General features: G+C 53.7%; 25 protein-coding genes and 1 other RNA gene. 13 read left to right on the forward strand and 13 right to left on the reverse strand.

What is annotated here, in order from left to right:
- Positions 1-8 precede the first annotated feature (8 nt).
- Positions 9-1346 (forward strand): sigma-54-dependent transcriptional regulator, encoded by a 1338-nt coding sequence (locus tag TW80_RS04195; protein ID WP_045997008.1) that lies wholly within the window; start codon positions 9-11, stop codon positions 1344-1346.
- Between the two features lie 518 nt (positions 1347-1864).
- Positions 1865-4615 carry an Rne/Rng family ribonuclease gene (locus tag TW80_RS04200; RefSeq protein WP_045996060.1) on the forward strand — a complete coding sequence of 917 codons (2751 nt, stop codon included), beginning with the start codon at positions 1865-1867 and terminating at the stop codon, positions 4613-4615.
- Positions 4616-4672: 57 nt separating this feature from the next.
- Here the strand turns inward: TW80_RS04200 and TW80_RS04205 are convergent, their stop codons facing one another.
- Entirely contained in the window at positions 4673-4900 is a 228-nt protein-coding gene (locus TW80_RS04205) for a sulfurtransferase TusA family protein (protein ID WP_045996061.1), read from the reverse strand.
- Positions 4901-5003: 103 nt separating this feature from the next.
- Between TW80_RS04205 and TW80_RS04210 the strand changes: the two genes are divergently transcribed.
- The 4 genes from TW80_RS04210 (at position 5004) to TW80_RS04225 (ending at position 8930) form a co-directional block, all read left to right on the forward strand.
- Complete coding sequence (locus tag TW80_RS04210; RefSeq protein ID WP_045996062.1) at positions 5004-5759, forward strand: cytochrome c biogenesis CcdA family protein; 756 nt, start codon at positions 5004-5006, stop codon at positions 5757-5759.
- A gap of 58 nt (positions 5760-5817) precedes the next feature.
- Positions 5818-7089 (forward strand): hypothetical protein, encoded by a 1272-nt coding sequence (locus tag TW80_RS04215; RefSeq protein WP_045996063.1) that lies wholly within the window; start codon positions 5818-5820, stop codon positions 7087-7089.
- Positions 7090-7145: 56 nt separating this feature from the next.
- Positions 7146-8456: a cytochrome P450 gene (locus TW80_RS04220; RefSeq protein WP_084625743.1), complete on the forward strand. Its 1311-nt coding sequence runs from the start codon at positions 7146-7148 to the stop codon at positions 8454-8456.
- A 231-nt stretch (positions 8457-8687) separates the two neighbouring features.
- Entirely contained in the window at positions 8688-8930 is a 243-nt protein-coding gene (locus TW80_RS04225) for a hypothetical protein (protein WP_045996064.1), read from the forward strand.
- Here TW80_RS04225 and TW80_RS04230 read toward each other — a convergent pair.
- The 7 genes from TW80_RS04230 to ssrA form a co-directional block, all read right to left on the reverse strand.
- The gene (locus TW80_RS04230) at positions 8915-9151 is read right to left on the reverse strand and encodes a ribbon-helix-helix domain-containing protein (protein ID WP_045996065.1); all 237 of its coding nucleotides are present in this window, start codon (positions 9149-9151) and stop codon (positions 8915-8917) included. The two genes, TW80_RS04225 and TW80_RS04230, sit on opposite strands and share 16 nt — an antisense overlap.
- Complete coding sequence (locus tag TW80_RS17775; protein ID WP_071210173.1) at positions 9144-9320, reverse strand: DUF4169 family protein; 177 nt, start codon at positions 9318-9320, stop codon at positions 9144-9146. Before TW80_RS17775 ends, TW80_RS04230 begins: the two co-directional genes overlap by 8 nt.
- Positions 9317-10708, reverse strand: coding sequence for a class II fumarate hydratase (fumC, locus tag TW80_RS04235; RefSeq protein WP_045996066.1), 1392 nt, complete (start codon positions 10706-10708; stop codon positions 9317-9319). Before fumC ends, TW80_RS17775 begins: the two co-directional genes overlap by 4 nt.
- A gap of 65 nt (positions 10709-10773) precedes the next feature.
- On the reverse strand, positions 10774-11253 hold the full coding sequence (locus tag TW80_RS04240) for an SspB family protein (RefSeq protein ID WP_157033208.1): 480 nt from the start codon (positions 11251-11253) through the stop codon (positions 10774-10776).
- A 64-nt stretch (positions 11254-11317) separates the two neighbouring features.
- Positions 11318-12562 carry a chromate efflux transporter gene (gene chrA / locus TW80_RS04245; RefSeq protein WP_045996068.1) on the reverse strand — a complete coding sequence of 415 codons (1245 nt, stop codon included), beginning with the start codon at positions 12560-12562 and terminating at the stop codon, positions 11318-11320.
- A gap of 86 nt (positions 12563-12648) precedes the next feature.
- Positions 12649-13296 (reverse strand): VWA domain-containing protein, encoded by a 648-nt coding sequence (locus TW80_RS04250; protein WP_045996069.1) that lies wholly within the window; start codon positions 13294-13296, stop codon positions 12649-12651.
- Between the two features lie 49 nt (positions 13297-13345).
- Positions 13346-13694: a transfer-messenger RNA gene (gene ssrA / locus TW80_RS17780) on the reverse strand.
- 141 nt (positions 13695-13835) lie between these two features.
- Here ssrA and TW80_RS04255 point away from each other — a divergent pair.
- Positions 13836-14693, forward strand: a complete 858-nt coding sequence (locus TW80_RS04255; protein ID WP_045996070.1) for a hypothetical protein — start codon at positions 13836-13838, stop codon at positions 14691-14693.
- Here the strand turns inward: TW80_RS04255 and hemN are convergent.
- From hemN to TW80_RS04280, 5 genes are all read right to left on the reverse strand, one after another.
- Entirely contained in the window at positions 14690-16036 is a 1347-nt protein-coding gene (gene hemN, locus TW80_RS04260; RefSeq protein ID WP_045996071.1) for an oxygen-independent coproporphyrinogen III oxidase, read from the reverse strand. The genes TW80_RS04255 and hemN overlap by 4 nt on opposite strands.
- A gap of 66 nt (positions 16037-16102) precedes the next feature.
- Positions 16103-16705: an SCO family protein gene (locus tag TW80_RS04265; protein WP_045996072.1), complete on the reverse strand. Its 603-nt coding sequence runs from the start codon at positions 16703-16705 to the stop codon at positions 16103-16105.
- Positions 16706-16759: 54 nt separating this feature from the next.
- Entirely contained in the window at positions 16760-17206 is a 447-nt protein-coding gene (locus tag TW80_RS04270) for a copper chaperone PCu(A)C (RefSeq protein ID WP_045996073.1), read from the reverse strand.
- 62 nt (positions 17207-17268) lie between these two features.
- Entirely contained in the window at positions 17269-17613 is a 345-nt protein-coding gene (locus TW80_RS17595; RefSeq protein WP_052700883.1) for a hypothetical protein, read from the reverse strand.
- Between the two features lie 105 nt (positions 17614-17718).
- On the reverse strand, positions 17719-18762 hold the full coding sequence (locus TW80_RS04280; protein WP_045996074.1) for an ABC transporter substrate-binding protein: 1044 nt from the start codon (positions 18760-18762) through the stop codon (positions 17719-17721).
- Positions 18763-18986: 224 nt separating this feature from the next.
- Between TW80_RS04280 and TW80_RS04285 the strand changes: the two genes are divergently transcribed.
- The 6 genes from TW80_RS04285 to TW80_RS04310 all read left to right on the forward strand — a co-directional run bounded on the left by TW80_RS04285 (position 18987) and on the right by TW80_RS04310 (position 25671).
- A complete protein-coding gene (locus TW80_RS04285; RefSeq protein ID WP_045996075.1) occupies positions 18987-19490 on the forward strand; it encodes a DinB family protein in 504 nt (167 codons plus the stop codon).
- Positions 19491-19523: 33 nt separating this feature from the next.
- On the forward strand, positions 19524-20507 hold the full coding sequence (gene acuI, locus TW80_RS04290) for an acryloyl-CoA reductase (RefSeq protein ID WP_045996076.1): 984 nt from the start codon (positions 19524-19526) through the stop codon (positions 20505-20507).
- A gap of 176 nt (positions 20508-20683) precedes the next feature.
- Positions 20684-22327, forward strand: a complete 1644-nt coding sequence (locus TW80_RS04295) for a BCCT family transporter (RefSeq protein ID WP_045996077.1) — start codon at positions 20684-20686, stop codon at positions 22325-22327.
- Between the two features lie 116 nt (positions 22328-22443).
- On the forward strand, positions 22444-23853 hold the full coding sequence (locus TW80_RS04300) for a cryptochrome/photolyase family protein (protein ID WP_045996078.1): 1410 nt from the start codon (positions 22444-22446) through the stop codon (positions 23851-23853).
- A gap of 260 nt (positions 23854-24113) precedes the next feature.
- Positions 24114-24554 carry a TrgA family protein gene (locus TW80_RS04305; RefSeq protein ID WP_045996079.1) on the forward strand — a complete coding sequence of 147 codons (441 nt, stop codon included), beginning with the start codon at positions 24114-24116 and terminating at the stop codon, positions 24552-24554.
- A gap of 4 nt (positions 24555-24558) precedes the next feature.
- Positions 24559-25671: a gamma-glutamylcyclotransferase gene (locus TW80_RS04310; protein WP_045996080.1), complete on the forward strand. Its 1113-nt coding sequence runs from the start codon at positions 24559-24561 to the stop codon at positions 25669-25671.
- Positions 25672-25713 lie beyond the last annotated feature (42 nt).

The raw sequence follows: 25713 nt of genomic DNA on the forward strand, positions 1-25713 counted from the left end.
GAATGAGCATGAACAAAGCCATGAAAATCGCAATTGTCGATGACGAAACTGATATGCGTCAATCGATCAGTCAGTGGTTGACCTTATCTGGCTTTGAGACCGAAACCTTTGCGTCTGCCGAAGACGCGCTAAAGGGATTGGGCACAGATTACCCCGGCATTGTTGTTTCAGATGTGCGTATGCCCGGCATGGATGGCATGCAGTTTTTGAAGAAACTCAAGGGAATCGACAGCACTTTGCCTGTCATTATGATTACGGGCCATGGCGATGTGCCAATGGCGGTCGAGGCGATGCGCGTCGGTGCATTTGATTTCCTTGAAAAGCCATTTGACCCTGATCGCATGACCGCCTTGGCGAAAAAAGCGACGCAGGCCCGTCGGTTGACGCTTGATAACCGGGCACTGCGCAAAGAGTTGTCGGACGGTTCCGCACTGATCAAGAAACTGATTGGGCAATCTCCACCAATGGAACGCCTCAAGGAAGACATCCTTGATCTAGGGCAAGCCGATGGTCACGTTCTTATCGAGGGTGAGACAGGGACAGGCAAGACACTTGTTGCACATGCTTTGCATGCGGTCGGTGCCCGTGCGTCCAAGAAATTTGTCCTGCTGAGCTGTTCGGCCTATGACGAGGAAACGCTGGGGCGCGTTATTTTTGGCCCAGCGAATGATGACGAACCTATTCCAGCCATCGAAGAGGCGCGAGGCGGCACTTTGGTGCTTGAGGATATCGAGGCGCTAAGTCACGCGCTTCAGGCGCGTTTGTTGACAGCAATCAATGAGCAGGGGACGCCTGCGGAAACGCGGATCGTGGCGATTTGTAACCTGCAAGAGCAGGACAAAACCTGTGAAAGCGTTCTGCGTCCGGATTTGTTCTATCGTCTTGCAGCTTTGCGGATTACGGTCCCACCGTTGCGTCAACGCGGCGAAGATATCCTGAGCCTGTTCGCACGTTTGAGCGAGCAGTTCGCGGATGAATATGGCTGTGATGCACCAGAGGTGAGCGCCCAAGAGGCCGCGCAGCTATTGCAGGCGCCTTGGCCCGGTAACGTGCGTCAGTTGATCAACGTGGCAGAGCGCGCTGTGCTGCAAAATCGTCGCGGCTCTGGTTCGATTGCTTCGCTCTTGATGGCGGATACCGAAGAGATGAAGCCTGCGATGACAACCGAAGGTAAGCCGCTCAAAGAATTCGTTGAAGCGTTTGAGCGAATGCTGATCGACAATACGATGCGACGCCACCGTGGTTCTATTGTCTCTGTCATGGAAGAGCTCTGTCTTCCGCGCCGTACCTTGAACGAGAAAATGGCAAAATATGGATTGCAGCGTTCAGACTATTTAGGCGGTTAATTCATCTGTCATATTCGGAATTCAATTGGGGCAGGGGCGCAATTCGCTTTTGCCCCTTTTGCATTTGAAGTGGCTAAATTTGCCAAAAATGCCGCTGATTTGTTCAAATCGCCCACTGGTAAGCTGCGCGTGAACGGAAAAGAAACAGTTTCCGATTGTAATCTGACGCAGTCCTCCCTTATGTATGAGGAACGGGTGACGCAGGTTTGGCCTGCAGCCTCGAAAGATTCTCTGCATCAATACTGATGTGATCGTATTGAGCGCAGCTGATTTGATCCGAAGGGATCAGAAGAACGCTCTGGTCGCGCGACGATACACGCCGACCGGGCCCTGAATGGGCCTTAGCTTGATCTAAGGTCGGAGAAGAAACGCGATGCAACGCGCGACGTATATAGGCAAGGATGCAGCGGCCCTGAGGGGCCTCGCTTTCGCCCGCGCGCAGATCGCCTTAATCAGACATGTAACACGAACAACAGCGCCCCCCGGGGCGGCGTTCGGGTTATGTGCGAACGGAAAATATGCCAAAGAAAATGCTCATCGATGCGACACACGCGGAAGAAACCCGCGTTGTGGTCGTAGACGGCAACAAGGTCGAAGAATTTGATTTTGAAAGCCAATTCAAGCGCCAGTTAGCTGGCAACATATACCTCGCTAAGGTTACGCGCGTCGAACCATCACTGCAGGCCGCATTTGTCGACTACGGCGGCAATCGGCATGGGTTTCTTGCGTTCTCTGAAATCCATCCCGACTACTACCAAATCCCCGTCGCTGATCGCGAGGCGCTGATTGCCGAAGAAAAGGCATATGCAGAAAGTTTGAAAGCCGAAGCTGAAGCCGAAGCGGAAAAGCCCAAGCGTCGTCGGAGCCGTTCAAAGCCAAAGGCTGCGCCCGTTGAAACAGAAGATGCGGTCGTAACGGCAGAGGTCGCCGAAGAAGAAGCCAAGGAAGTGGTTGAAACGACATCAGAAGCACCCGCTACTGATGTTGTCGAACCCGTTGAAACGCCCGAAGAGACCACTTCAGGTGATATTGCTGGCATGGAAACCATCGACCTTGGCGAAGACGAGGATGAGGACGAAGGTAACTCTCCGATGGTCTTGGTCGGTGAAACGCCTGTTGAAACGCCCGCCGCTGATGAGGCAGATGCCGACGATGATGCAGATGCTGAGTCCGATGCAAAGGATGACGACATCGAAAGCGTCGCCGAAGAGGACGATACTGATGATGTTCGTCCCGTACGCAAGCCGCGCCCCAAGCGTTACAAAATCCAAGAAGTCATCAAGGTCCGTCAGGTTCTGCTGATCCAAGTGGTCAAAGAAGAACGTGGCAACAAAGGTGCGGCGCTCACGACATATCTTTCGTTGGCGGGGCGCTACTGCGTTTTGATGCCAAATACGGCTCGTGGCGGCGGGATCAGCCGCAAAATCACGAACGCTTCTGATCGCAAAAAGCTCAAGGAAATTGCGGGTGAGATGACTGTCCCTGATGGGGCGGGCCTGATCATTCGCACCGCTGGCGCTCAGCGCACCAAGGCCGAGATCAAGCGCGACTATGAATACCTGCAACGTATGTGGGAACAGATCCGCGAATTGACTTTGAAGTCGGTGGCACCTGCCAAGATTTACGAAGAAGGTGATCTGATCAAACGCTCGATCCGCGATCTTTATTCAAAAGAGATCGATGAGGTGATCGTCGCGGGCGAGGCGGGGTATCGCACCGCAAAGGACTTCATGAAGATGATCATGCCGTCCCACGCCAAGAACGTGAAATACTACAGCGAACAACTGCCGCTCTACGCCCGCTATCAGGTCGAAGGCTATTTGGGCGGTATGTTTAACCCAACCGTTCAACTTCCATCGGGCGGCTATATCGTGATCGGCATCACAGAGGCGCTGGTTGCTATTGATGTAAACTCTGGCCGCGCCACGAAGGAGGGTTCGATTGAGCAAACCGCGCTCAAGACCAACCTTGAGGCCGCGGACGAGGTCGCTCGACAACTGCGCCTGCGTGATTTGGCTGGTCTAATCGTCATCGACTTTATCGACATGGACGAGCGCAAGAACAACAGCGCCGTCGAAAAACGTTTTAAAGAGAAGCTCAAGACAGATCGTGCCCGTATTCAGGTCGGTCGTATTTCTGGCTTTGGCCTGTTGGAAATGTCACGTCAGCGACTGCGTCCGGGTATGCTCGAGGCGACAACACAGATGTGTTCGCACTGTCACGGCACGGGTCTGCTGCGTTCAGACGATAACGTATCGCTTTCCATTCTACGTCAACTCGAAGAAGAAGGCGTGCGCGGGCGCTCCAAAGAAGTGTTGGTCAAGGCCCCAATCGCCATTGCCAACTTCTTGATGAACGGCAAACGCGAGCATATCGGCGACATCGAAGCCCGTTATGGTCTGTCGGTTCGGATCGAATGCGACCCAACGCTGGTATCGCCGGACTTTGCCATCGAAAAGTTCAAGACCGCCACGCGCGTCATTCCAGAGGCCGCACCTGTTGTGACGACTTTGGTTGATATGGATGACGAAGACCTGAATGCTGAGGCTGACGAGGCTGAAGCCAACTCAGAGATCGATGGCGAAGAGAAGCCAAAGCGCAAGCGCCGTCGTCGTCGCCGTCGTCGCGGCGGTAGCGGCAATGGTGACAACCAGCAGGGTGAGGCGGCTGAAAATGGCGCTGAGGCTGAGGAGGCCACAACCCAAGACGCCGTGGATACCCCAACTGAGGAAGCCAAGGAAGAGCCTGCAGAAAAGCCAAAGCGCAAGCGGACCCGCAAATCCTCGGCCAAGTCCAAAACTGAGGGTGAAGAACCGCAAGAGCAAGCTGCAGAAGCGTCAGAGGCTACCGACGATGAAAAGCCTGCGCCTAAGAAACGCACGCGTTCGCGCAAAAAGGTAACCGAAGAATCCGCAGAGGCGAGCGAAGCTGCGCCCGCCGAAGCCGAAGACAAACCTGCCGAGGAAAAACCAAAGCCAAAGCGGCGTAGCCGGGCCAAACCGAAACCTGCGCCCGAGGCCGAAGCAGTAGAGGAGCCAGCTGCTGAGACGGTAGCTGAACCAGTTGCTGAAGTTGTAGCCGAGCCTACACCTGAAGCGACGCCGCAAGACACAGCAACACCTGAGCCTGTTCAGGACACAGCCCCGGTTGAGGTCGTATCGGCGGAGCCTGAGACAGCACCAGCACCTGCGCCAGAGCCTGTTGTTGCTGACACGCCAGAAGAAGCGCCAAAGCCAAAACGCAAAGGCTGGTGGTCGCTGGGCCGGTAGTTGCCAGTTTGGTCACAAAATCGAAACGCCGCCCCATGCGAGGGCGGCGTTTTCGTTTTAGGCTTTTTCAATCAGATAGATTTGGGCGCCGTCGGATTCATGCGTGTCGATCAACTGATGACCAGATTCAGCACAAAAATGCGGGACGTCAATTATCGCGGCAGGGTCGTCTGCCACCATCCGCAAGACTTGACCTTTGTCGAGGGCCATCAATCGTTTGCGCGCTTTGAGCACAGGAAGCGGGCAGAGCAGCCCGCGGGCATCAAGTTCAGCATCATAGGTCATACACTTCGCTTAGAAGGGATATTTCAACATGTCCACTAAGATGTGAAAAATCGGCAGGTGACCCGGCCTGACTTGTCGCTTAGGAAGGGGCCAGAGGTACCCTATGTTTGAAACAACAACGATCTTTGATGCCGCATTGATGCCTGCGATGGTGGTCGCAATAGCTGCAGGTATCCTGTCGTTCTTAAGCCCCTGTGTCTTGCCGGTTGTTCCGCCATATCTGGCCTACATGGGTGGGGTATCTGTCAATGAAATGGAGGCCCAGTCAGCCGCACGCAAACGAGTGTTGATTGCCGCGCTGTTCTTTGTCCTTGGTCTCTCGACGGTATTTGTTCTGCTTGGATTGGCGTTTTCGACGATGGGCCGCGCGCTGCTACAGTTTCAGGACTATTTTACCACGATTGCTGGGATTACTGTGATGATCTTGGGGGCGCATTTCGTGGGGGTCTACCGTATCGGGTTCCTGGATCGTGAAATGCGCGTGGATGCAGGGGATCGTGGCGGATCAGCTTTTGGCGCATATCTCTTGGGGCTTGCCTTTGCATTTGGATGGACTCCCTGCTTGGGCCCAATCCTGGGCGCAATCCTAAGCCTCGCTGCCTCAGAGGCGAGCATTGGGCGCGGAACATTGTTGCTTGCGGTCTACGCGGTCGGTCTGGGCATTCCTTTTTTGCTCGTCGCGGCGTTTTTCCCAAGGCTCAAGGGGATGATGGACTGGATGAAACGCCACCTTAGCCAAATCGAACGCGCCTCTGGACTGCTCTTGTGGACTGTGGGGCTGATGATGATCACGGGACAATTCGCCGCGATAAGCTATTGGTTGCTCGAGAATTTCCCTGCGCTCGCCGCTGTGGGTTAAGACTTATGTTTTGTGAAATGATCCGCTAACCTGCCGAAAGACAGGAAAAGGATCACAGATGACCGACCAGAACCATCAGGTCAAAAAACGCCGGGTGTTTCACATTCCCGGATATGATCCGATCCATCCGCGCCGTTACCGCGAGCTATATCGCACCGAAAGCGCGGCGCAGGCGCAAATCAGCGGTTACGAGATTGATGTTCAGGCACGGCAATCTGAGCAATCCTTTGGCTGGTCGGTCAACGCCCACATTGATGAACAAGATGTGGCGGCCCGGATCGACGTGTTGGTGTGGTCCGATATCGTGCGCGATAGTATGGCGCAGTCCATTCCGGCAACTTACTGGCAGTTAGTGCAAACCGCGTGGATCTACATCAGCTCTGGCACGCTGCGCCGTCTGATGTGGATGCGCAAAGGGCCGGTGATCGCGGCGCTTTATCCTGTGGGCATGCTGCTGCTTCAGCTACTGGTCGCGCTTGGGCTTGGGTTGATACTTGGGAACACTGTCCAAAGCATTCTGACAAAGGTTGGCACATTAACTGGTATTGGGCTCATCGAAACTGGGGGGTCTTGGGTCGGTTGGGCTCTCAAATACCTTCTTTGGGCATTTGTCACGGTGCAACTGTTGCGCTGGTTTAAGGGCAAAGATAATAAATTCTTTGCCTACTACCTAATGCATGACTATGCATTCTCAGCGCGGCTCAATGGTGCAAACCCACCTGCATTAGAAGAGCGGATGAAATCCTTTGGTGATACAATCGCAGAGGCATTTCGAAGCAATGTTGATGAGGTTCTCGTCGTTGGGCATTCATCGGGGGCGCATTTGGCGGTTTCAATTCTAGCCGATCTGATACGGCAGGGGCGGGTGCCTGCCAATGGACCCAAGCTCGCGTTCTTGTCATTGGGGCAGGTGGTGCCGATGGTCTCTTTCTTGCCCAAGGCGCGCCGACTGCGGACTGATCTGGCATTTTTATCTACCCAGAACGCCTTAACATGGGTCGATGTGACTGCGCCGGGTGATGGCTGTTCCTTTGCGCTTTGCGATCCAGTGAGCGTCACAGGCGTTGCGCCGCCCGGCAAACATTGGCCCTTGGTCATATCAGCAGCCTATACGCAGAGCCTGACGCCAGCACGCTGGAAGGAGCTGCGTTGGCGTTTCTTTCGCCTGCATTTCCAATACCTCTGTGCGTTTGATCAGCCCAAAGATTACGACTATTTTCAGATCACCGCAGGACCGATGACGCTCGCGCAGCGCTTCAAAGATAGGCCGCCATCGCGGTCACGTATTGATGTGGTCGCCTCGAAATATACTTCGGTGCTACCGTTGTGAAACGGATCCCCCCGAAACCAACCGCGCGCCCTGAACGCGTATCTTTAATGCGCTATATGCGCTTGTTTCGGCGTGATATCTTATCGGCGCAACCTGCCAAACTGTACCGTGCGTGGATGGCAGAGTTTCGGACGCCGTTTTTCCGCAGCTACCTCGTGAATGATCCCGATCTGATAAAAAAGGTGCTCAAGACCCGGCCAGACCAATTCCCAAAATCGGATCGCGTGGGCGCAGGCTTGCGACCCTTGCTGGGTGACAGCGTGTTCTTGACGAATGGCGAGACTTGGAAACGGCAGCGCCGCATCATTGACCCTGCCTTTGATGGGGGGCGCCTGCGCGATACGTTTCCGGGTATGATCGCGGCTGGCAAGGCAGCGCAATTGCGCTTTGCGGAACTGGCAGACGGGGCGCCCCAAGAAATCGAGGCGCTGACGAGCCATGCCGCTGCCGATGTGATTTTTCGTACGCTGTTTTCGCTGCCGATCGAAGACGAACTTGCGCAGCAAGTGTTTGTTGAGTTTCGCGACTATCAGCGAAGCCAGCCGATTTTGAACCTTGCTGCCTTTATTCCGGGTCCTCGCTGGATGCCGCGGTTTTTTCGGCGCGACACGAAACACGCGGCAAAGCGTATTAGGGCGCTTATCACGGAATTGACCGTCAATCGCCTAGAAATGATTAAGGCAGGGACCGCACCTGATGATCTGGCAACCAAGATCATGACAACGGTTGATCCACAAACCGGCGAAACCTTTGACGTCGAAGAGATGGTGGATCAGGTCGCGATCTTTTTCCTTGCAGGTCATGAAACCAGTGCATCGGCGCTGGCATGGACGCTTTATCTCTTGGCGCTCTATCCAGATTGGCAGGCAAAGGTTGCAGCCGAAGCGGCGGATTTTGACAATCAATTTGGATCGCTATCAGGTCTCAAGGTGACCCGTGATGTTTTTCGCGAAGCACTGCGTCTGTATCCGCCTGTGCCGATGATGGTGCGCGAGGCGTCAGAGCCAACTGAGTTTCGCAAACGCGCCATCAAAACCGGTGCGCAAATCGTGCTTTCTCCGTGGCACCTGCATCGTCACACCCGACTTTGGGACAATGCCGATGGGTTCGATCCAGATCGTTGGCAGACGGAGAACGGCAAAGCCTGCGCTAGGGATGCCTATATCCCGTTCTCTGCGGGGCCACGCGTTTGCACTGGCGCGGGGTTTGCAATGATCGAGGGGGTTACCCTTTTGGCGGCTCTGCTACGTGCATTCGCGTTTGAGATTGTCGAAGACCAAGAACCAGTGCCCGTGGCACATCTGACTGTCCGCGCCAAAGATGGGATCTGGTTACGAATCAGACGGCGCGATTCCGCATTAATTTAACTAAATGATAAAAAAATGAGCGCAGCACGCCCAACCGTGGCAGCAATGGGGCGTAAGCTTGCCGATGGTATGTCCTATTGTGCGATTATCTGCTCACAGTTGCGTTAACGTACGGTTTTTGTCGACACTTAAAGAAAACAAGCGCTAACATGAATTTAAGGTAGCTGTGATTTTGATGGATTGCTCGCTACCGCGGGAAATTCGAAACCACTCAACGAAACGAGAACTGACATGACCATTGCACTACCGGGTTCGTCCAAAAAAGGTATCGGTGGATTATTTGGGCGCAAATCCAAGTCAGAAAAGAAAGCACCGACTGCTGAAAAGCAGCTTACACCTGAACAAGTCGCCAAAATGTTCAACAAAGACGCAGCTGCCGCTCGTGCTGCGAAACCAACTAAATTGAACGACGTTGAAAAACGTGATCAAGAGCGCTTAGGAAGTCTGCGCGGAGCGCTTTATTCCAAAGACTGACCGCGCATCAAGGCGCGTTCCAGTACATAGACACGCAAGGCCGAAGCGAGACCGATGTCTCCTCGACCTTCGTCTATTTCAGCGGCAAGACCGTTGATTGTTTTGCCATCTTCTGCTGCGATTTGACGAAACTGATCCCAGAAGATGTCCTCTAAAGACACGCTTGTTCGGTGCCCACGTAGGGTCAATGACCGTTTTACAGGGCGCGCGTGTTCAATCATCTTCGAATTTCAGCTGTGAAAGCCGATCTTGGGATTGCTTTTCACGTGCCGCATCTAAAAGGCGTTCAGCCTTCGTGCGACCAAAGCGGACAGCATTGGCGTCCGCTTTGGCTTTGGCCTCGGCGCGGGTACGCGCTTTGCGGGCCTGGTTTAGGTTGATGGGCTTCACTTAGGGCCGATCATGTCTTCTGGGCGTACGACCTTGTCAAAGGTCTCTTCGTCGACAAACCCAAGATTGATCGCTTCTTCCTTGAGGGTGGTGCCGTTTTTATGCGCTGTTTTGGCGACGGTAGTGGCGTTGTCATAGCCAATGGTGGGAGCCAGCGCTGTGACGAGCATCAGGCTTTCGCGCATCAGCTTTTCGATCCGTGTCCGATCTGCGCGGACACCAACAACACAGTTGTCGGTAAATGCAGAGGATGCATCACCCAAAAGCTGCATAGATTGCAACACGTTATAGGCCATCATTGGCTTCATAACGTTCAGCTCAAAGTGACCTTGTGACCCAGCAAAACCGACGGCCGCGTCATTGCCCATCACATGGGCACAGACTTGTGTCAGCGCCTCAACCTGAGTTGGATTTACTTTGCCGGGCATGATCGAAGAGCCCGGCTCGTTCTCTGGCAACATCAATTCACCCAGACCACAACGTGGGCCGGAACCCAGCATGCGGATGTCACAGGCGATTTTGTAAAGGCTTGCAGCAACAGTTTTCAACGCGCCGGACATCTCGACCAGTGCGTCATGTGCGGCCAGTGCCTCGAATTTGTTGGGGGCGGTGACGAACGGTAGGCCAGTGATTTCTGCCATGTTCGCAGCGACTGTTTCACCCCAACCTTTTGGCGTGTTCAAACCAGTCCCAACTGCGGTTCCACCTTGCGCGAGTTCATAGATTGCGGGCAGGGCGGCTTTGATACGGCGAAGGCCCATTGCGACCTGATGGCTGTAACCGCTGAACTCTTGGCCCAGTGTCAAAGGCGTTGCATCCATTGTGTGGGTGCGACCGATTTTGATGATGTCTTTGAATTCTTCTTGCTTGGCGACCAGAGCCGCGTGCAGTTTTTCAAGGCCGGGGATCAACACGTCACGCGCAGTCGTCGCGACAGCGATGTGCATTGCAGTGGGGAATGTGTCGTTTGACGACTGGCCCATGTTGCAGTGATCGTTCGGGTGCACTGGATCTTTGGAGCCGATGACACCGCCCAAAATCTCGATTGCGCGGTTACTGATCACCTCGTTGGCGTTCATGTTGGATTGCGTGCCAGAACCCGTCTGCCAAACCACCAAAGGAAAGTGATCATCCAACTTGCCGGCAACGACCTCGGAGGCTGCGGCAATCATCGCATCCGCCTTTTCGGCGTCCAATTTACCGCGCTCTTTGTTTGCCATTGCGCAGGCTTGTTTGATCACGCCAAGCGCCCGGACAATTGCGACCGGCTGCTTTTCCCAACCGATAGGGAAGTTCATCAACGAACGCTGCGTTTGCGCACCCCAATAACGATCTGCTTGAACCTCAAGTGGGCCAAAACTATCGGTTTCTGTGCGTGTTTCGGTCATGGATGATCCCCCTTCTGAAATGCTTTCAGTGCAGGGTTTAAGCTGCTGACCGCTAGATCGCAAGCTTACTTGCGGAACTGATCCAGACTAACCACTTCGGCTTCTTTGCGCTCGGTTGGTTCGGGGTCGGGTTCGACCATTTCATCCATTGGTGCTTCTTCGATATCGAGGATTTCTGTGTCTTCGTCATCCTCGGGTGTTTCAAAGCGAAGGCCAAATTCAACTGATGGATCAACAAAGGTCCGAATGGCGTCATAGGGGATATAAAGCCGCTCTGGGTTGTCGCCAAAATTCAGGGTAATTCCGAACCCTTCGTCTGTGACCTCGAGGTCGGCAAACCAATGTTGGATTACGACAGTCATATCCCCCGGATAGCGATCAGACAGCCAATCTGCGATCTCGACATCGGGGTGCATCGTGTCAAAAGTCACGAAAAAGTGGTGTTCGCCAGGAAGACCTTCCTGAGCGATGTCGGACAGCACGTTTTGGATCAGGCTCCGCATGGCGCGGTGCATTAGGTTTCCATAGTCGATAGTGCCGGTCACTGTCTCTTCTCCACGTTGAATGCCACTAGCATACGTGGTTTTCGCCGGGTGAAAAGAGCCGAGTTTAGAATGATCCCATCACAACTCCGATGAGGGCGCATGTTCCTAATGTTGCAGGCAGTGACCAGCGTTGATGCACGAGCCAAAAATACGAGAGTATGGTAAGAACCAGTGCGACCCAGCTCACGGAAGAAATTTCGGGGGTAGGGATTGAGATAATGCTCCAGCTTTGAATTGTAACATCTTCAAATATAACGTGTAATCCAAACCAAAGTGATAGATTTGCGATCACCCCAACTACTGCAGCCGTGATGGCATTTAACCCGCTGCGCAGCCGAGGTTGGCTATCAAGCCAATCGATGAGCGGCGCCCCCGCAAAGATCCAGATAAAACAGGGAACAAAGGTCACCCATAGTGTCAGCAACCCCGCCCAGATTGCACCGGCGATGCCGTTGTCCATCCAGCCGACAAGCATCCCAACAAACTGCGTTACAAGGATGAGCGGCCCCGGTGTGGTCTCTGCGAGGCCAAGCGCGTCCATCATTTGTTGTGTGCTAAGCCATTGATAGGAAACGACCACCTCTTGGGTCATGTAGCTAAGCACAGCATAAGCGCCACCAAAGGTGACCACGGCCAAGACAGAAAAGAATTTCCCAATTTCAAACAGGAGATGTTGGTTGGTGACAGCCAAGATGACCAAGGGCGCGAGCCAAACGCATATTCCGATCAAAACGGTTTTTATTGATGTCCCGAGCATTGGCCTTGATGCGGTTGAAACTGGAGCATTTGGGGCAGGGTGCGTGGCACCTAAAATTGCGGCGATAACAATCACCACTGGAAACGGAAGTTGAAACGCAAAAAGCGCGATAAATGTCGTGATGGCGATCCATTTGTGGAGCCGAGAGACCAATGCGCGACCTGAAATTTTGATGAGCGCCTGCAAGACAATCACGACGACGCAGGCTTTGACCCCAAGAAAGAGCGACTGAACGATGGCTAGGTCGCCATATCGCCCATAAAGCAATGCCAGTGCGGCGATCACCACAGCACCGGGCAGCACAAATAGGCCGCCGCCTATGAAACCTCCCAGAATACCAGCGCGTTTCCAACCCGCATATGTTGCCAGTTGCATTGCCTCTGGTCCCGGCAAAAGCATGCAAAATGATAGCGCCTTGAGGTAGTCTTGCTCGCTCAGCCAGTCGCGGTCTTCGACCAGTTCCTTGTGCATCAGTGCAATTTGCGCAGCTGGCCCACCAAAGGATAACAATCCGATACGTCCAAAGACGCGAATGAGTTCAGAAAGCAAAATGCGCGTCCTTTGGCCAAAGTTGTACAGATTGATGCCTCAGGATTGCACCGCGGGTTTGATGGGCAACGAATGTATCAGCGTCAAGACTATCCGAGAACTTTGGTCAATTCGCGCAGAATTTTGGCGCGGATCGCTGAAGGGTAGTTCTGGTGGGTGCGGGCCGTCATGACGAAGCCGTCTTCGGTGACGACAGTTCTGCGATAAAAATTTGAAATCGCAAGCCCCATCGTTTCAATGGCAATTGCATTGATGGTCACGCCATCGCGTTGCGCAATATAGCGGGCGGCGTTTACGTCGCTACCGCCATTGGGCGTGCCGTCGCCAGATATATCAATGACCTTCCGGTCGCATTGAGGCGCATGGTCAAATGCGTCTAGCGCGAAATAGATCGCCTCGGCGGGTGCGGTGTCCGATAGGGTAAAGGCACGCTCCATGTCGCGGGCACGATCCGCGAGCAGTACGGTGTCAAACCGGGTCCGAATACGGGTCCAAGGGATCGACAGTTCTTGATGACCGGCGCCAGACCATTGCATGATGGCAATCGCGACCTCGCCCTGTACCATTGTGTTAACAATGTCCTCATCACTGAGCGCATCAGCCATGCCATCGACCTGTAGCCGATACTCTGCAACGTCGATGGAATTCGAAACATCAATGCTGAGCATCAGCGCGGTATCGCAAGCGCTGAGGGGCGTAGAAATACAGATCAAAGCAGAGAGGATCGCGTGTTTCATTTGTGTTGAATACCACCTATGGGTGAATTCCCAAAATGAAAATGCGTGAAGTGCAGGTTTCTGTTGCCAGGTACCTGCGAACCCCGCCAGAGGCTGCGAGCCTAAGGACTTAAAGTTTCGATATTTCGGACTGCTTAAGCAGCCAGAGCCATCGGTGCTTTGTTGTCATTTGCAACTAGCTTAATTGAACCGATAACGGTGGTGTCTCACCGAAACAAAGCTAACCCCTTTAGACGTTCGTCGATCCTATTTCGGCCCCATGATCCCCAAATGAAGGATGTTTGGTGGAGCCGCAGGGTACCGCCCCCTGGTCCGATCCGCTTATTACGAGCGCGTTTATGTTCATAGTCCCGAAGGACAACTGTTAGATAGGTGTTCACAGAGTGCTGCGCAAGTGGGCAACGGGTGATCGCGAAAAAATCGCTGAGTTCACAATCAAGTTAAGTAGCGTCAATTGGGCTGATTTCGCGGATTTCGCGGTGGATGTCACCTAGCCACGGCGTTAGTCGGGCGTTGCAATAGTAATATGGTTTCTCGATATGTCTTCACTGAAATGGCTGGCGCTCGGTGGTGTGTGCGCTGCGGTTTGTGCTTTGTTTGCGACGACGGCCAATGCAAACGGAAATGACCAGATATCGCTTGGGCATATTGAGGCGGATGGATTTAGCGGCGGCTATTTATTTGGCGACTTTACCCTTGGGTTAGAACAAAACAACTGGGGCGCAGAGCTTGGGATGTTCGGCGTTGTTGGTCGGCTTCACGAAACCTATGCGGCCGTTACTTGGTCGCATGCTGAACAGAAAGTGGAACTTGGGTTCCCGCGTCCCACCTATGACCAATTTGCCAAGTCTGCCCTGACTGCATTGATGCCGCGCTATGCCTTGTGGCAGGTCGATCGCACGATGAGCCGCGCAACAGCTGGGGTCTTCTACGAATCCAATTTTCTCCCATACGGGGGTGCGTATCGCATCGGTCAAAGCGGGCTTTCGCTTCACGGTGTGCCTGATACGGATATCGCGATATTGGGGGCAGGGACCGAAGCGACATATGGTCCGTGGCGACTGGCGATCGCCACCGAGGCGGTAACCGAGCTGGATGTTTGGCGTTGGAACACTAAGGCACAAGCAGCATATGATTTTGGTACGCTCCAATTGCAGGGTTCTGTTTTTGTGGGGCGGGCAAACGGTGCGGCTGATATGGCAGAACTCAGTGTCCAGATCGCGCCTATCCCCGAGGTCGAGCTGGCCGCAGTAGTGCAACATACCAAAGGTAGTCACTTGGCCGTCGGCGCAGGTGCGCAATACGAGATTTGGCCGGGCATTGCTGCTGATTTGGCCGCACTGCGGGATGGGCAGGACCAATTTAATATATCGGCGGCCCTAACCCATGATTTCTAGGAAACCTGCGAGAATTGGTCGCAGCCTTTAGCATAGGCGTCGTAATATTGCGCGATCAAACGGGTGAGCGGTCTTCCCTCGGGCACGATCTTGAGGATGCCATTTTCGTAGCGGACCAACCCTGCGAAATCTCTGAGCACCGCTGCATGGATCGGGCAAAGACTGTTTTGACCGTTCGCGTCGAACTCTTTGTCATCAATTTCAAATCTGCACATCAGTTGGTTAATCGCGCGGGCGCGCAACCTGTCGTCGTGGGTTAGAGCAAAGCCGCGCATGCCTGCGAAATCTCCGTTTGCGATCCGTTGGGTGTAGGCGGCCGTTGCAGGTGCGTTTTGTACATAGCCTTCTTTGAATTGCGAGATAGATGATGCCCCCAACCCAATCAGCGTTTCGCAAGGTTCGTCGGTATAGCCCTGAAAATTGCGATGCAATAGGCCCTCATCAGAGGCTTTGCTGAGCGCGTCATTGGGCATGGCAAAGTGATCAATCCCAATGCTGCGATAGCCGCGTGCAGTCAGTTCATGGGCCGCAAATTGGGCCAAGTTGAACCGTGCCACCGGATCAGGGAGACTGTTTTCCGGGATCAAGTGTTGGCGCTTTGCGATCTGGGGGACATGGGCATACCCGTATAGCGCAATGCGATCAGGTTTGAGATCATCGACCAAGGATACGGTTTGCGCCAGTTCTGCCTGACCTTGGTAGGGCAGCCCATAGACAAGGTCAGCATTTACCGAATTGATTCCAGCGGCACGCAGTTTGTCGATGCAGTCTCGGGTTGTTGCAAAACTTTGGTTTCGTCCAATTGCGGATTGGACTTTGGGAGCGAAATCTTGGATGCCGATGCTCGCGCGGTTCATGCCAAATTCTGCGAGCGTTGCGATCTTTTCCACATTGACCAATGTGGGGTCAATTTCGACCGAGAATTGAAAGTGATCGGTCGGTGTGAAGGTTTGAAAGATATCTTTGGCAAGCGTTGCAATCATTGCAGGGCTTAGGATCGTTGGTGTGCCACCGCCCCAGTGAAGTCGCGCCATTTTGATACCTTTGGGCAGAGCTTCGCCCACGCGCTGCAATTCCTGTTTGATGTATCGTAGATAGGTCGCGACCGGGTCGAGCGTGCGCGTCCCTTGGGTGCGACAGGCGCAAAACCAACACAGACGCTCGCAAAATGGAATATGAACATAGACCGACACTGGCTGATCATGCGCGAGCGACTGCAAACAGTTGCGCTGAAAATCCGCACCAATCTGCGCGGTGAATTCGGTGGCGGGTGGATAGCTGGTGTAGCGGGGCGCACGGGCGGTAAACAGCCCGTGCTGACGGAGGCGTGCAATATTTGTCATGCCTCGGGTTTTCGCAGGAACGTGCCTGTGATTCTTTGCGCTAGATCAATTCACGTTTGATTTGGCCTAAGCCTGCGCATCGATAAAACAGGCTGCGGTTTGTGCGATCTGTTCCGGCGTGTGTTCGCGCTTAAAGAAGGTCGCAAATCCGGTTTCTGGCATCATCAAATAGGTCTGGGTCGAATGATCGACCAGATAATACTCATCATCGCCATCCTGCTTGCGATAGTAGGTCCGGTAGGCTTTGGATGCGGCATCAACCTGTTCAGCAGTCCCGGTTAGACCGACCATATCCTCGTGGAAGTTATCGGTGAACTCGGCGACAACTTCGGTGGTGTCTCGGTCTGGATCAACAGTGATAAAGACAGTGCCGATATCGTAACCTTCATCCGCGAGCATATATGCCGCCTGAGCGTTGCGGGCACTGTCGAGCGGGCAAACATCGGGGCAGAAGGTGTAGCCGAAGTAGACCAATGTCGGCTTAGTGATCACATCACGATCCGTGACCAAAGCACCCGTTTCTGAGAGCAGTTCAAACGGTCCGCCAATGGCTGATGTTGCAACCGCCGTATCACCGCAGGGCGCTGGTGGTTGCGATGCTGACCATGTGTAGAACCCAAGTGCGGCCGCCGCAACAAGGGTGGTTGAGCCAATAATAACAGCTTTCATGGCTGAAATCCTTTGTTTTGCACCTTCGCGATGACGAAGGTGCTTTGCTATGATTTAGTGACTGTGTTCCATCGTGCGCGCTACGACGTCGAAACGCACCTCGATCTCGCCTGACTGTTCGAAAACCAGAGTTGCTGGAATCGTTTCACCGACCTCAAGTGGATCGCCACGCAATCCCATGAACATCACGTGGTAGCCGCCCGGTTCCAGAGCGACCATACCGCCCGCAGGAACAGTGACGCCGTCAGCATGCATCATTTTGGCGATGCCGTCCGTGAATTCGGTTGTGTGTAGCTCGACTTTGGGAAAGTCAGCTGTAATGCCGATCAAGCGATCGTCGGTGTCACCGTCGTTCTTGATATGCATAAAGCCGCCGCCCGACATAGCGGTCGGCGGTGTTTCAAAGGCGCGTGCATCCGTCACCGTAATGACAGGTTCCGCCATTGCGGCATATGATGAGAATGCCACCAATGTGGCAGCGGTCAGAGTAGTCAGTTTCATTGGTCGTCTTTCTGAGTGGTTCAAACGTCGTTTGAACCGAGATTAAATTGAATGGGGTTTGGTCACGCCAATGGTGGCGCACGCGCGGCGTAAGACCATTCAAGTTCAGAAAGTGTGTGTGTATCTCGCTCGGGTGTTCGCCAGAGCAGACGTGTATCGCGATCGGGTTGGGCGAGTTCAGCCATACGCGGTGCAAGACAACCGCCAGCGATAACACATGCGATACAGCGATCAGATTGTGCGTGGCGCGGGTCGCCAGATTGGCCGCAGATATCAGACCAGTCGCCACCCGCCAAAACATAGGCTGTCGCGCGGGCATCCGTATTCGGTCCGAGCGTCCGATGCCCAAACCCAACGAGGGTCAAAGAAACAATCAGACAAAGTGATATGAGCGCGCGGAGTGCCATGGCGATGATCTAGGTCATATTGCCAAAACAATCAAAGGCTAAACCGTCGCAGGTAGGGTGGATCAAGATCCACCCTACGGAACCTAACGCAATTCGGTCTATTGGTTAGAAGCCCGCTTTGATCAATTCAAAGGTCTCGGCCTGACGTTCGCGCATTGCATTGCTCATCGGAAGCTGGGCGAGCACGGGCACATCGATTTGTCCAAGGCCTGAAGCAACAAGGTCTTCTTCGCTGACAGCCGCGTTCAACGCAACAGCGTTCGACGATCCATAGCCAGCGTCCAACAGCGGAACGACAGAGGCTTGGGCTAGCATCGCGTTCATATAGTCATAGGCTTTGTCTTCGGTGCCTTGACCATCAACCAAGTTGACGTAGCCACATAGCCAGAGCGAAGACCCTTCTGTCGCTTCACGCTGGAACCCGATGGGGCGGCCTTCGTCAACCATGGTCGGATAGGTTTCGTTCCATGCCCAGCTGATGAGTACCTCGCCAGATGACAAAAGCTGCGCGAGTTCCGCCGGATCGGTCCAATAGGTGCGCAAATTCGGATGTACCTCGCGCAGCCAAGTTGACGCCGCTTCGAATTGTTCATCGGTTGCGTTCGTCCAATTATCGACACCCGTTGCCAGATAGGCTAGCGCATAGGCATCATCGACATTGTCTGGCAAAGTCAGGCGACCCGCATAGGCCGGGTCCTTGAAGACTTGCAGCGACGCGACATCGTCCGCCGGGACTTGCTCTGGGTTATATGCAATCGCGGTCGAGCCAAAATCGGTTGGGATAAAGAAGACATCTTCGCCCGCAGCCACATCAGTGCCAGTTAGATTGCTATCAAGGTCAGCGTAGGCGGGAATTTTACTAACATCCCATGCTTCGATGATGCCGCTTTCTGACCATTTGCTGACGGAGCCTGCGCAGATATGCGCAACATCCGCCTGAAACCCAGCGCGAATTTTCTGGAATGCCTCATCTTCGTCGCCAAAGAATGAAAAACTTGGGCTATCGCCGTGCTGTTCAATGTAGGCGCTGTGAAACGCTGCGTCTTCAAAGCCGGAATAGTCAAAGACGAGCAGGTCCGCGTCTTGCGCTGTTGCCGCAGTGGCCATTGCCACAAAAGAAGCTGCGCCCAGTAGTTTAGAGGATGTCATTCATCACACTCCCGATTGATCTGTGAAAGTGAGATTAGAACCGCAAATGAAGTGCGGCAAGACAGATTCCGCTGGTGTGTAAACTGTTCGCGAGGTGATGTTGTTTTGAGCGAATTTGGTCGGCGGCTGCACTGAAAACATGCGCTTGTTTTTGTTGACCTTTCCGGGCTGCTGTTCTTACCTCAAGCTGAGGTCTGTGTTGAAAGTATTATGGGGGACGTCACATGATTACACCTGAGTATTGTCAAATGATGGCTGCCTATAATGCCTGGCAAAACAATGGGCTGCGCGATCTTGTTCAATCTACGTCGCAAGATGTGCTAACCCGAGATCGCGGAGCTTTCTTTGGTTCCATTTTTGGAACGCTGAACCATTTGCTCTGGGCTGACACTGTTTGGATAGCGCGTCTGGACAAAAGTAGCGGAACTGACGTTGCGCTTAGCGAGAGTACGGCTTTCTCTCCAACACCGGCAGTTTGGGCTGCCGAGCGGTTCCGAATGGATGGGCGTATCGCGCAATGGGCGGATAAATTGCATACTGTTGATCTTGTTGGCCCGCTTTCTTGGCATTCTGCCGCATTGGGACAAACGGTTACCAAACCCATGAGCCAATGTGTTGTGCACATGTTCAATCATCAGACGCATCACCGTGGGCAAATACATGCGATGTTAACGGCCGCCGGCGAAAATCCCATCGCGACTGATCTTCCCTTTATGCCGGAAACCTGATCCTGTGGCTTCAACGAAAAGGAGGAGGGAGCCATGTTCAACGCTTTGGTCGTCGAAAAGGATGCTGAAGGGACAACATCTGCAAGTGTGCAAGCGATTGATTTGGATCAGTTGCCCGAAGGCGATGTTACTGTCGCGGTCACATATTCGACGTTGAATTACAAAGATGGGCTATGTCTTGGCCCCGGAGGCGGATTGGTGCGGCAGTACCCCCATGTTCCGGGTATCGATTTTGCGGGTAACGTAGAGGCGTCTGATGACCCGCGTTACAAGCCCGGCGATAAGGTCGTGTTGACAGGGTGGCGCGTCGGAGAAAGCCATTGGGGTGGCTACGCCCAAAAAGCACGGGTAAAGGCGGATTGGTTGGTGCCATTGCCGGACGGCATCGATCCGCGACAGGCGATGGCCGTCGGAACCGCTGGGTTTACTGCAATGCTAGCGGTGATGGCGCTTGAAGATCATGGGATCAAGGATGGCCCCGTTTTGGTCACAGGTGCCGCAGGTGGCGTTGGGTCCGTTGCAACTGCGATTTTGTCAAAGCTTGGCTATCAAGTAGCCGCTGTGACAGGGCGCCCCGAAACTGCCGACTATCTTACCAGTCTAGGCGCAACCCAGATCGTGCCCAGAGACGAAATAAACACGCCGACCAAACGCCCGCTGGAGTCTGAGACATGGGGTGGCTGTATTGATGCGGTCGGTGGTGCGATGTTGTCGCGCGTTCTGGGGCAAATGCAGTATGGCGCATCTGTGGCTGCCGTTGGGTTGGCAGGTGGTGCGGCGCTGAACGCTACAGTGGTGCCGTTTTTGTTGCGCGGCGTGAACCTGTTGGGCATCGACAGTGTAATGCAGCCCTATGCGCGGCGTCTGCAAGCGTGGGAGCGCATCGCAAGCGATCTGCCCATGGAGAAGCTTGAGAGCATGATCCAACCGGCCACATTGTCTGACCTGCCAAAATTGGGGGCAGATATCCTGCAAGGCAGCGTTAAGGGGCGGGTTGTCGTTGACGTGAATAGCTGACCGACGACGCAGAATTTCCCTGTTGAGTATGTAAAGCGCGCGCGTGGATTTGGCGAAAATCCACGCGTTTTCCTATAAAAACTGACGGTTTTGGCGGTCGGAGGGTCGGTTTATCGCTCTGTCGCTGGTCGGATTGCCCTAGCGTAATATGTATAACACAACAGAGGAGACGAAGAATGGCACCAAGACCAATTATCTCAGAATTACCGATTAAGGTCGCGGATCGCGGCTTTTATCGGGGGTTCAGTTTAGATGTGACGCTTTCATCCAAAATCGTGATCGGTTTGCTCGTGATTTGGGCTGTGGCTTTTCCTGATCAAGCAGCATCCGTCTTGGGCGGTTTGAATGCGTTTATCTTGGCAAACTTTGCGACATGGTATGTTGGCGTTATGGCCGCATTTGTGATTGTCTGCATTGTTCTTGCGCTATGGCCCGCAGCAGGACGGCTCAAATTGGGGCTGCCCGAAGATGAGCCGGAGTTTAGCAATTTTTCGTGGTTTTCCATGATGTTTGGTGCCGGGATCGGGGTCGGAATGCTGACTTGGGCCGTGGCAGAGCCGATTTATCACTTTAACAACAACCCGGATGTCATTCAGGGGCTGGCAACCAGTAAGGGCGATGACAACGTCCTCAATGCTTTCAAGTGGTCCTATTTGCACTGGGGTTTTTCAGCTTGGTCATCATATGCGATTGCAGGGCTTGCGCTGGCATTCTTTTCATATCGGCGCAGTCTGCCGCTAACAATTCGTTCGTCACTGACACCTATCTTCGGAAAAAGCCTATCTGGGCCGCTCGGGCATTTTATTGATGCCGTAGCTGTGATTGCAACAATTTTGGGTGTGGCACAGACCCTTGGGTTTGGGGTCAACCAATTTGTCGACGGTCTATCACGCATCGGCATCGGAGATTGGATCACCAAAGCAGATGGGTCGCCTTCGACGCTCGGCGTGATCGTGGCAATTATCGTGATCATGGGGGCTTCGACGCTTTCGGCGCTTTCTGGTGTGGGCAAAGGCATCAAGTGGCTGTCGAACCTGAATATGGGTCTGTCAATTTTCTTGCTCGGCTTTCTTATGCTGTTTGGATCAACGTGGTTTGGCACAGTCGCGATGTTTGCAGGGATTTGGGATTACTTGATCAATCTGCCCGCGATGGCAGTGACTGTCTTTAGCGGCGGTTCTGAGACGGGTGATGCGCTCGTGGGCTGGCAAGGCGGCTGGACCGTGTTCTACTGGGCTTGGTGGGTCGCATTTGCCCCCTTTGTTGGATTGTTCCTTGCGCGCATCTCGCGTGGTCGCACGATCCGGGAATTTGTCTTGGGCGCAGTGATCGTACCGGCCTTGATGTGCTTTGTGTGGTTTGCTTGGGCAGGTGGTACGGCAATTGACCTAGAGCTAACCGGGCAAGCGGGTGGTCAAATCTTTGAGGCAACCGACGGCGGTAAGATTTTTGCTGTGACTGACATCTTGCTCGGTGGCGGGGTTTTATCGTGGCTCATGGCCGTCATCATCGTTGTTTTGTTGATGACCTATTTGGTCACCTCTGCGGACTCGGCTGTTTTGATCGTGAACACAATTAATGCGGCCGGTGATGAGGGACCCAAGGCCCGCCCACATATCATCTTTTGGGGTGTGGCGCTGGGATCTGTCGTTGCAGCACTTTTGCTGATCGGTGGGATCGGAGCGATCCAAACCGCGATGGTCATTGGGGCGTTGCCGTTCTCGGTCGTGATGGTTCTGATGTCGATCAGTCTGGTGAAGGCCATTTACCTCGATGGCAAACGCGAGGCAGCAGGGATGCCAACCACGGCTGATTCATAAGCGGTTCAAGCAATATGGGCCCCGGCGTGATAATCGCCGGGGCTTTTTGCTTTATTAGGCCTTGACCTCTGCTGATCTGTGCTAATTCGTGCCCCAAACAATGGGAGCAGGCACAGATGGACAACGCACCGATTATTCTATGGTTTCGCCGTGATTTGCGGCTTAGCGATCATGCCGCGCTGACCAAAGCGGTCCAAACTGGGCGTCCTGTCATCCCAGTGTTTATCCGCGACACCAGCGTTGACATGCTTGGTGCAGCCGCAAAGCTGCGTATGGGGTTGGCTGTATCGCATTTTGTTGGCGAATTGGAAAAACGTGGTTCGCGCCTCATCCTGCGGAGCGGCGATGCGCTGATGGTCTTGCGTCAACTGATCGCAGAAACTGGCGCAAAAGGGGTATATTGGTCACGCCTCTATGATCCAGATTCCAAGCAGCGTGACACACATGTCAAATCCGCGCTCAAATCCGAGGGCATCGCAGCCGAGAGCTTCGCAGGACACCTGTTGTTTGAACCTTGGACCGTCGAAAACAAGACCGGCGGCTTTTACAAGGTTTTCACGCCGTTGTGGAAAACGGTGCGCACACGCGATGTCGCCGCACCGCTATTGGCACCAAAGTTGATCACGCCGCCGCTTGATTGGCCCCAGTCCGATCAGATTTCAGAATGGCAGATGAACCGCCCTATGCAGCGCGGAGCGGCGATTCTAGCGACACATTGTGTTGTAGGTGAACATGCAGCCAATGAACGGCTTCACCGCTTCATCGAAGACAAGGTTCAGGGATATAAAACGAATAGAGACTTTCCCGCGCTTGATGGTACTTCGGGACTGTCAGAGAATTTGACCTATGGTGAAATTAGTCCTGCACAATGCTGGCATGCGGGTTGGCGGGCGCTTCATGATGGCAAAGCCGAGGCGGAAGTCTTTCTGAAAGAGTTGGTCTGGAGGGAGTTTGCATATCATCTCGCGCATCATACGCCAGAATTGCTGACACGAAACTGGCGCCAAGAATGGGATAGTTTTCCGTGGAATACCGATGAAAATGATGCGGTTATGGCGTGGAAGCAGGGGCGCACCGGTGTCCCGTTTGTGGATGCGGCGATGCGCCAGATGTATGTCACTGGGGTCATGCATAATCGTGGGCGGATGATTGTTGCCTCCTATTTGACAAAACATCTGCTGACACATTGGAAAGTCGGGCTTGATTGGTTCGCAGATTGTCTGATCGACTGGGATCCGTGTAGCAACGCGATGGGATGGCAGTGGGCTGCAGGGTCTGGCCCGGATGCGGCACCTTATTTCCGTATTTTTAACCCCGAAACGCAGCTCGAAAAGTTCGATGGCGCACACAACTACGCAAAGCACTGGATCGCCGAGGGGCAAACGAATCCTCCCGCGAGCGCGACTGCATATTTCGATATGGTGCCGCGTAAATGGGGTATCTCAGCGAATGATGGATATCCAGAAATGATGATCTCGCTCAAAGCGGGACGGGATCGGGCGCTAGCAGCATATGAGGCGAGATAGTAGCGCGGTAGTGGGTAAACCGGCAACAGTTTTTCGGGGTGGAATTTTGGTTTAACGTTGTTCTTTAGTGGTTTGATGTTAAATAATTAAATTCCAATACCTATCGCTTGTTTCAGATGTGTTTGCGGCCACTATTTTGCCCGTACGCTGCTGCAATCATCAAAGATGTAGCGGTGTACTTGCATGGTGTGCCAACATAACGGAAAATATCGTGAACTTCTGTCTTACTCAAAGACACCGTAGAACAAGGAACACGATCAATGCCCACTGCAGGACGGCTCGCTGGCGCTGTATTCTTTGCCCTTTATGGTTGGTACATCGCCGGGATTTCTATCAAGTATTTCCCCGAACAAAATGCACCCGGATATTTGATTCCAGTTTTGGTGGCGCTTGGGTTATTCTTTGGCTGGCGTATGTGTGGCTCAAACGGCGGACGCGGTTATAACCCTGCCACTGGCATGGGGCTGACTGTTGCTGCAGTGCTTGCCTTTTGGATTCTCTATATCATGGGTTTCATGCGTATGATGAAAGATGCGATGCGCAATCAATTCAGCGGTCCGATGGAGGCGATTGTTGCTTCTTTCACGGAAACAGGTGAGGTCGCGCTCCAATTCGCTAACGCTGAAATGATAGGGTCGGTGCTGATTGGTGGCGTTCTTTGCGCCTGGGCGACTGAATTTTTTGCAAAGCGATATCCCTGATACTATGGACCTATTTGTTTACGGCACGTTGATGGCCCCGCAGCTATTTGCAGCGGTCAGTGGGCTTGACGGTGCGAAAGATCAGAGCGCAGAGCTCTCAGGTTTTGAAGTGCGTCGTATTGCGGGCAATGTCGTTCCGACGATTTGTGCGGCGGACGGATCAGTCAATGGTGTCCTTTGGACGGGGCTGGATGAGGCGGCAATCCAGCGGCTTGATTTGTATGAACGGGCGTTCGGTTATACTCCTCAAAAGGTGAACGTCACCGTTAATGGGCAGGCACACTCTGTGCTTTGTTATATGCCGCCGGCAGGACAAGAAGTGCTAGAGCAGCCTTGGCGCTTGAAGGATTGGGAGACTGATCACCTTAGGCCCGCGATTTTAGCTGCTGAAGAACTGTTTTCACATGACCCTTTGCCAGACCCTGCGCAATTGCGCCGTATGTGGCCAATGATTGAATCGCGTGCTTGGGCCAAAACGCGGGTTGCCCAAGCCCCGAGTACAACTCGGTTTTCTGCGACTGAAGAGGACGTTACGATAACCGCAAAGCAGCCACCGACGGGCGGTTTCTTTCGGATGCAGAATATCGACGTGCATCACCGCAGATTTCAGGGCGATCGCTCTGCAACGCTGAACCGAGAGATATTTATCGCGGTCGATGCTGCCATGGTTTTGCCCTATGATCCAATCCGCGACAAAGTGCTGCTCGTTGAACAGGTCCGTTTTGGGCCAAAGATGCGCCAAGATCCCAATCCATGGATGTTAGAACCTGTCGCTGGAATCATCGACGCCAGAGAAACACCAGAGCAGGCCGCGATGCGCGAAACCGAGGAAGAGGCCGGGCTAAAGCTGCGTCATCTTGTGCCAGCGGGGTCTTTCTACGCGTCTCCTGGGGCGACAACAGATTATTTTTATACCTTTGTCGGTCTTTGTGATTTGCCGCAAGACGCGCCATACTTTGGCGGTTTAGCTGAAGAGGGTGAAGATATTCGTTTGCATCCAGTGACTTATGATGCGGCATTGCAGTTGGCTGATAGCGGTGAAATTCAGGTCGGGCCGCTGTTGTTCTTGTTGAATTGGTTGTCGCGTCATCGTGACAGGCTACGTACGATGGCTTGAGTTCATGCCAACGCAGTTCTACACAGGATGAACGAAACGAAA

This window comes from Loktanella sp. S4079 (assembly GCF_000967725.1).
Lineage (GTDB): Bacteria > Pseudomonadota > Alphaproteobacteria > Rhodobacterales > Rhodobacteraceae > Yoonia.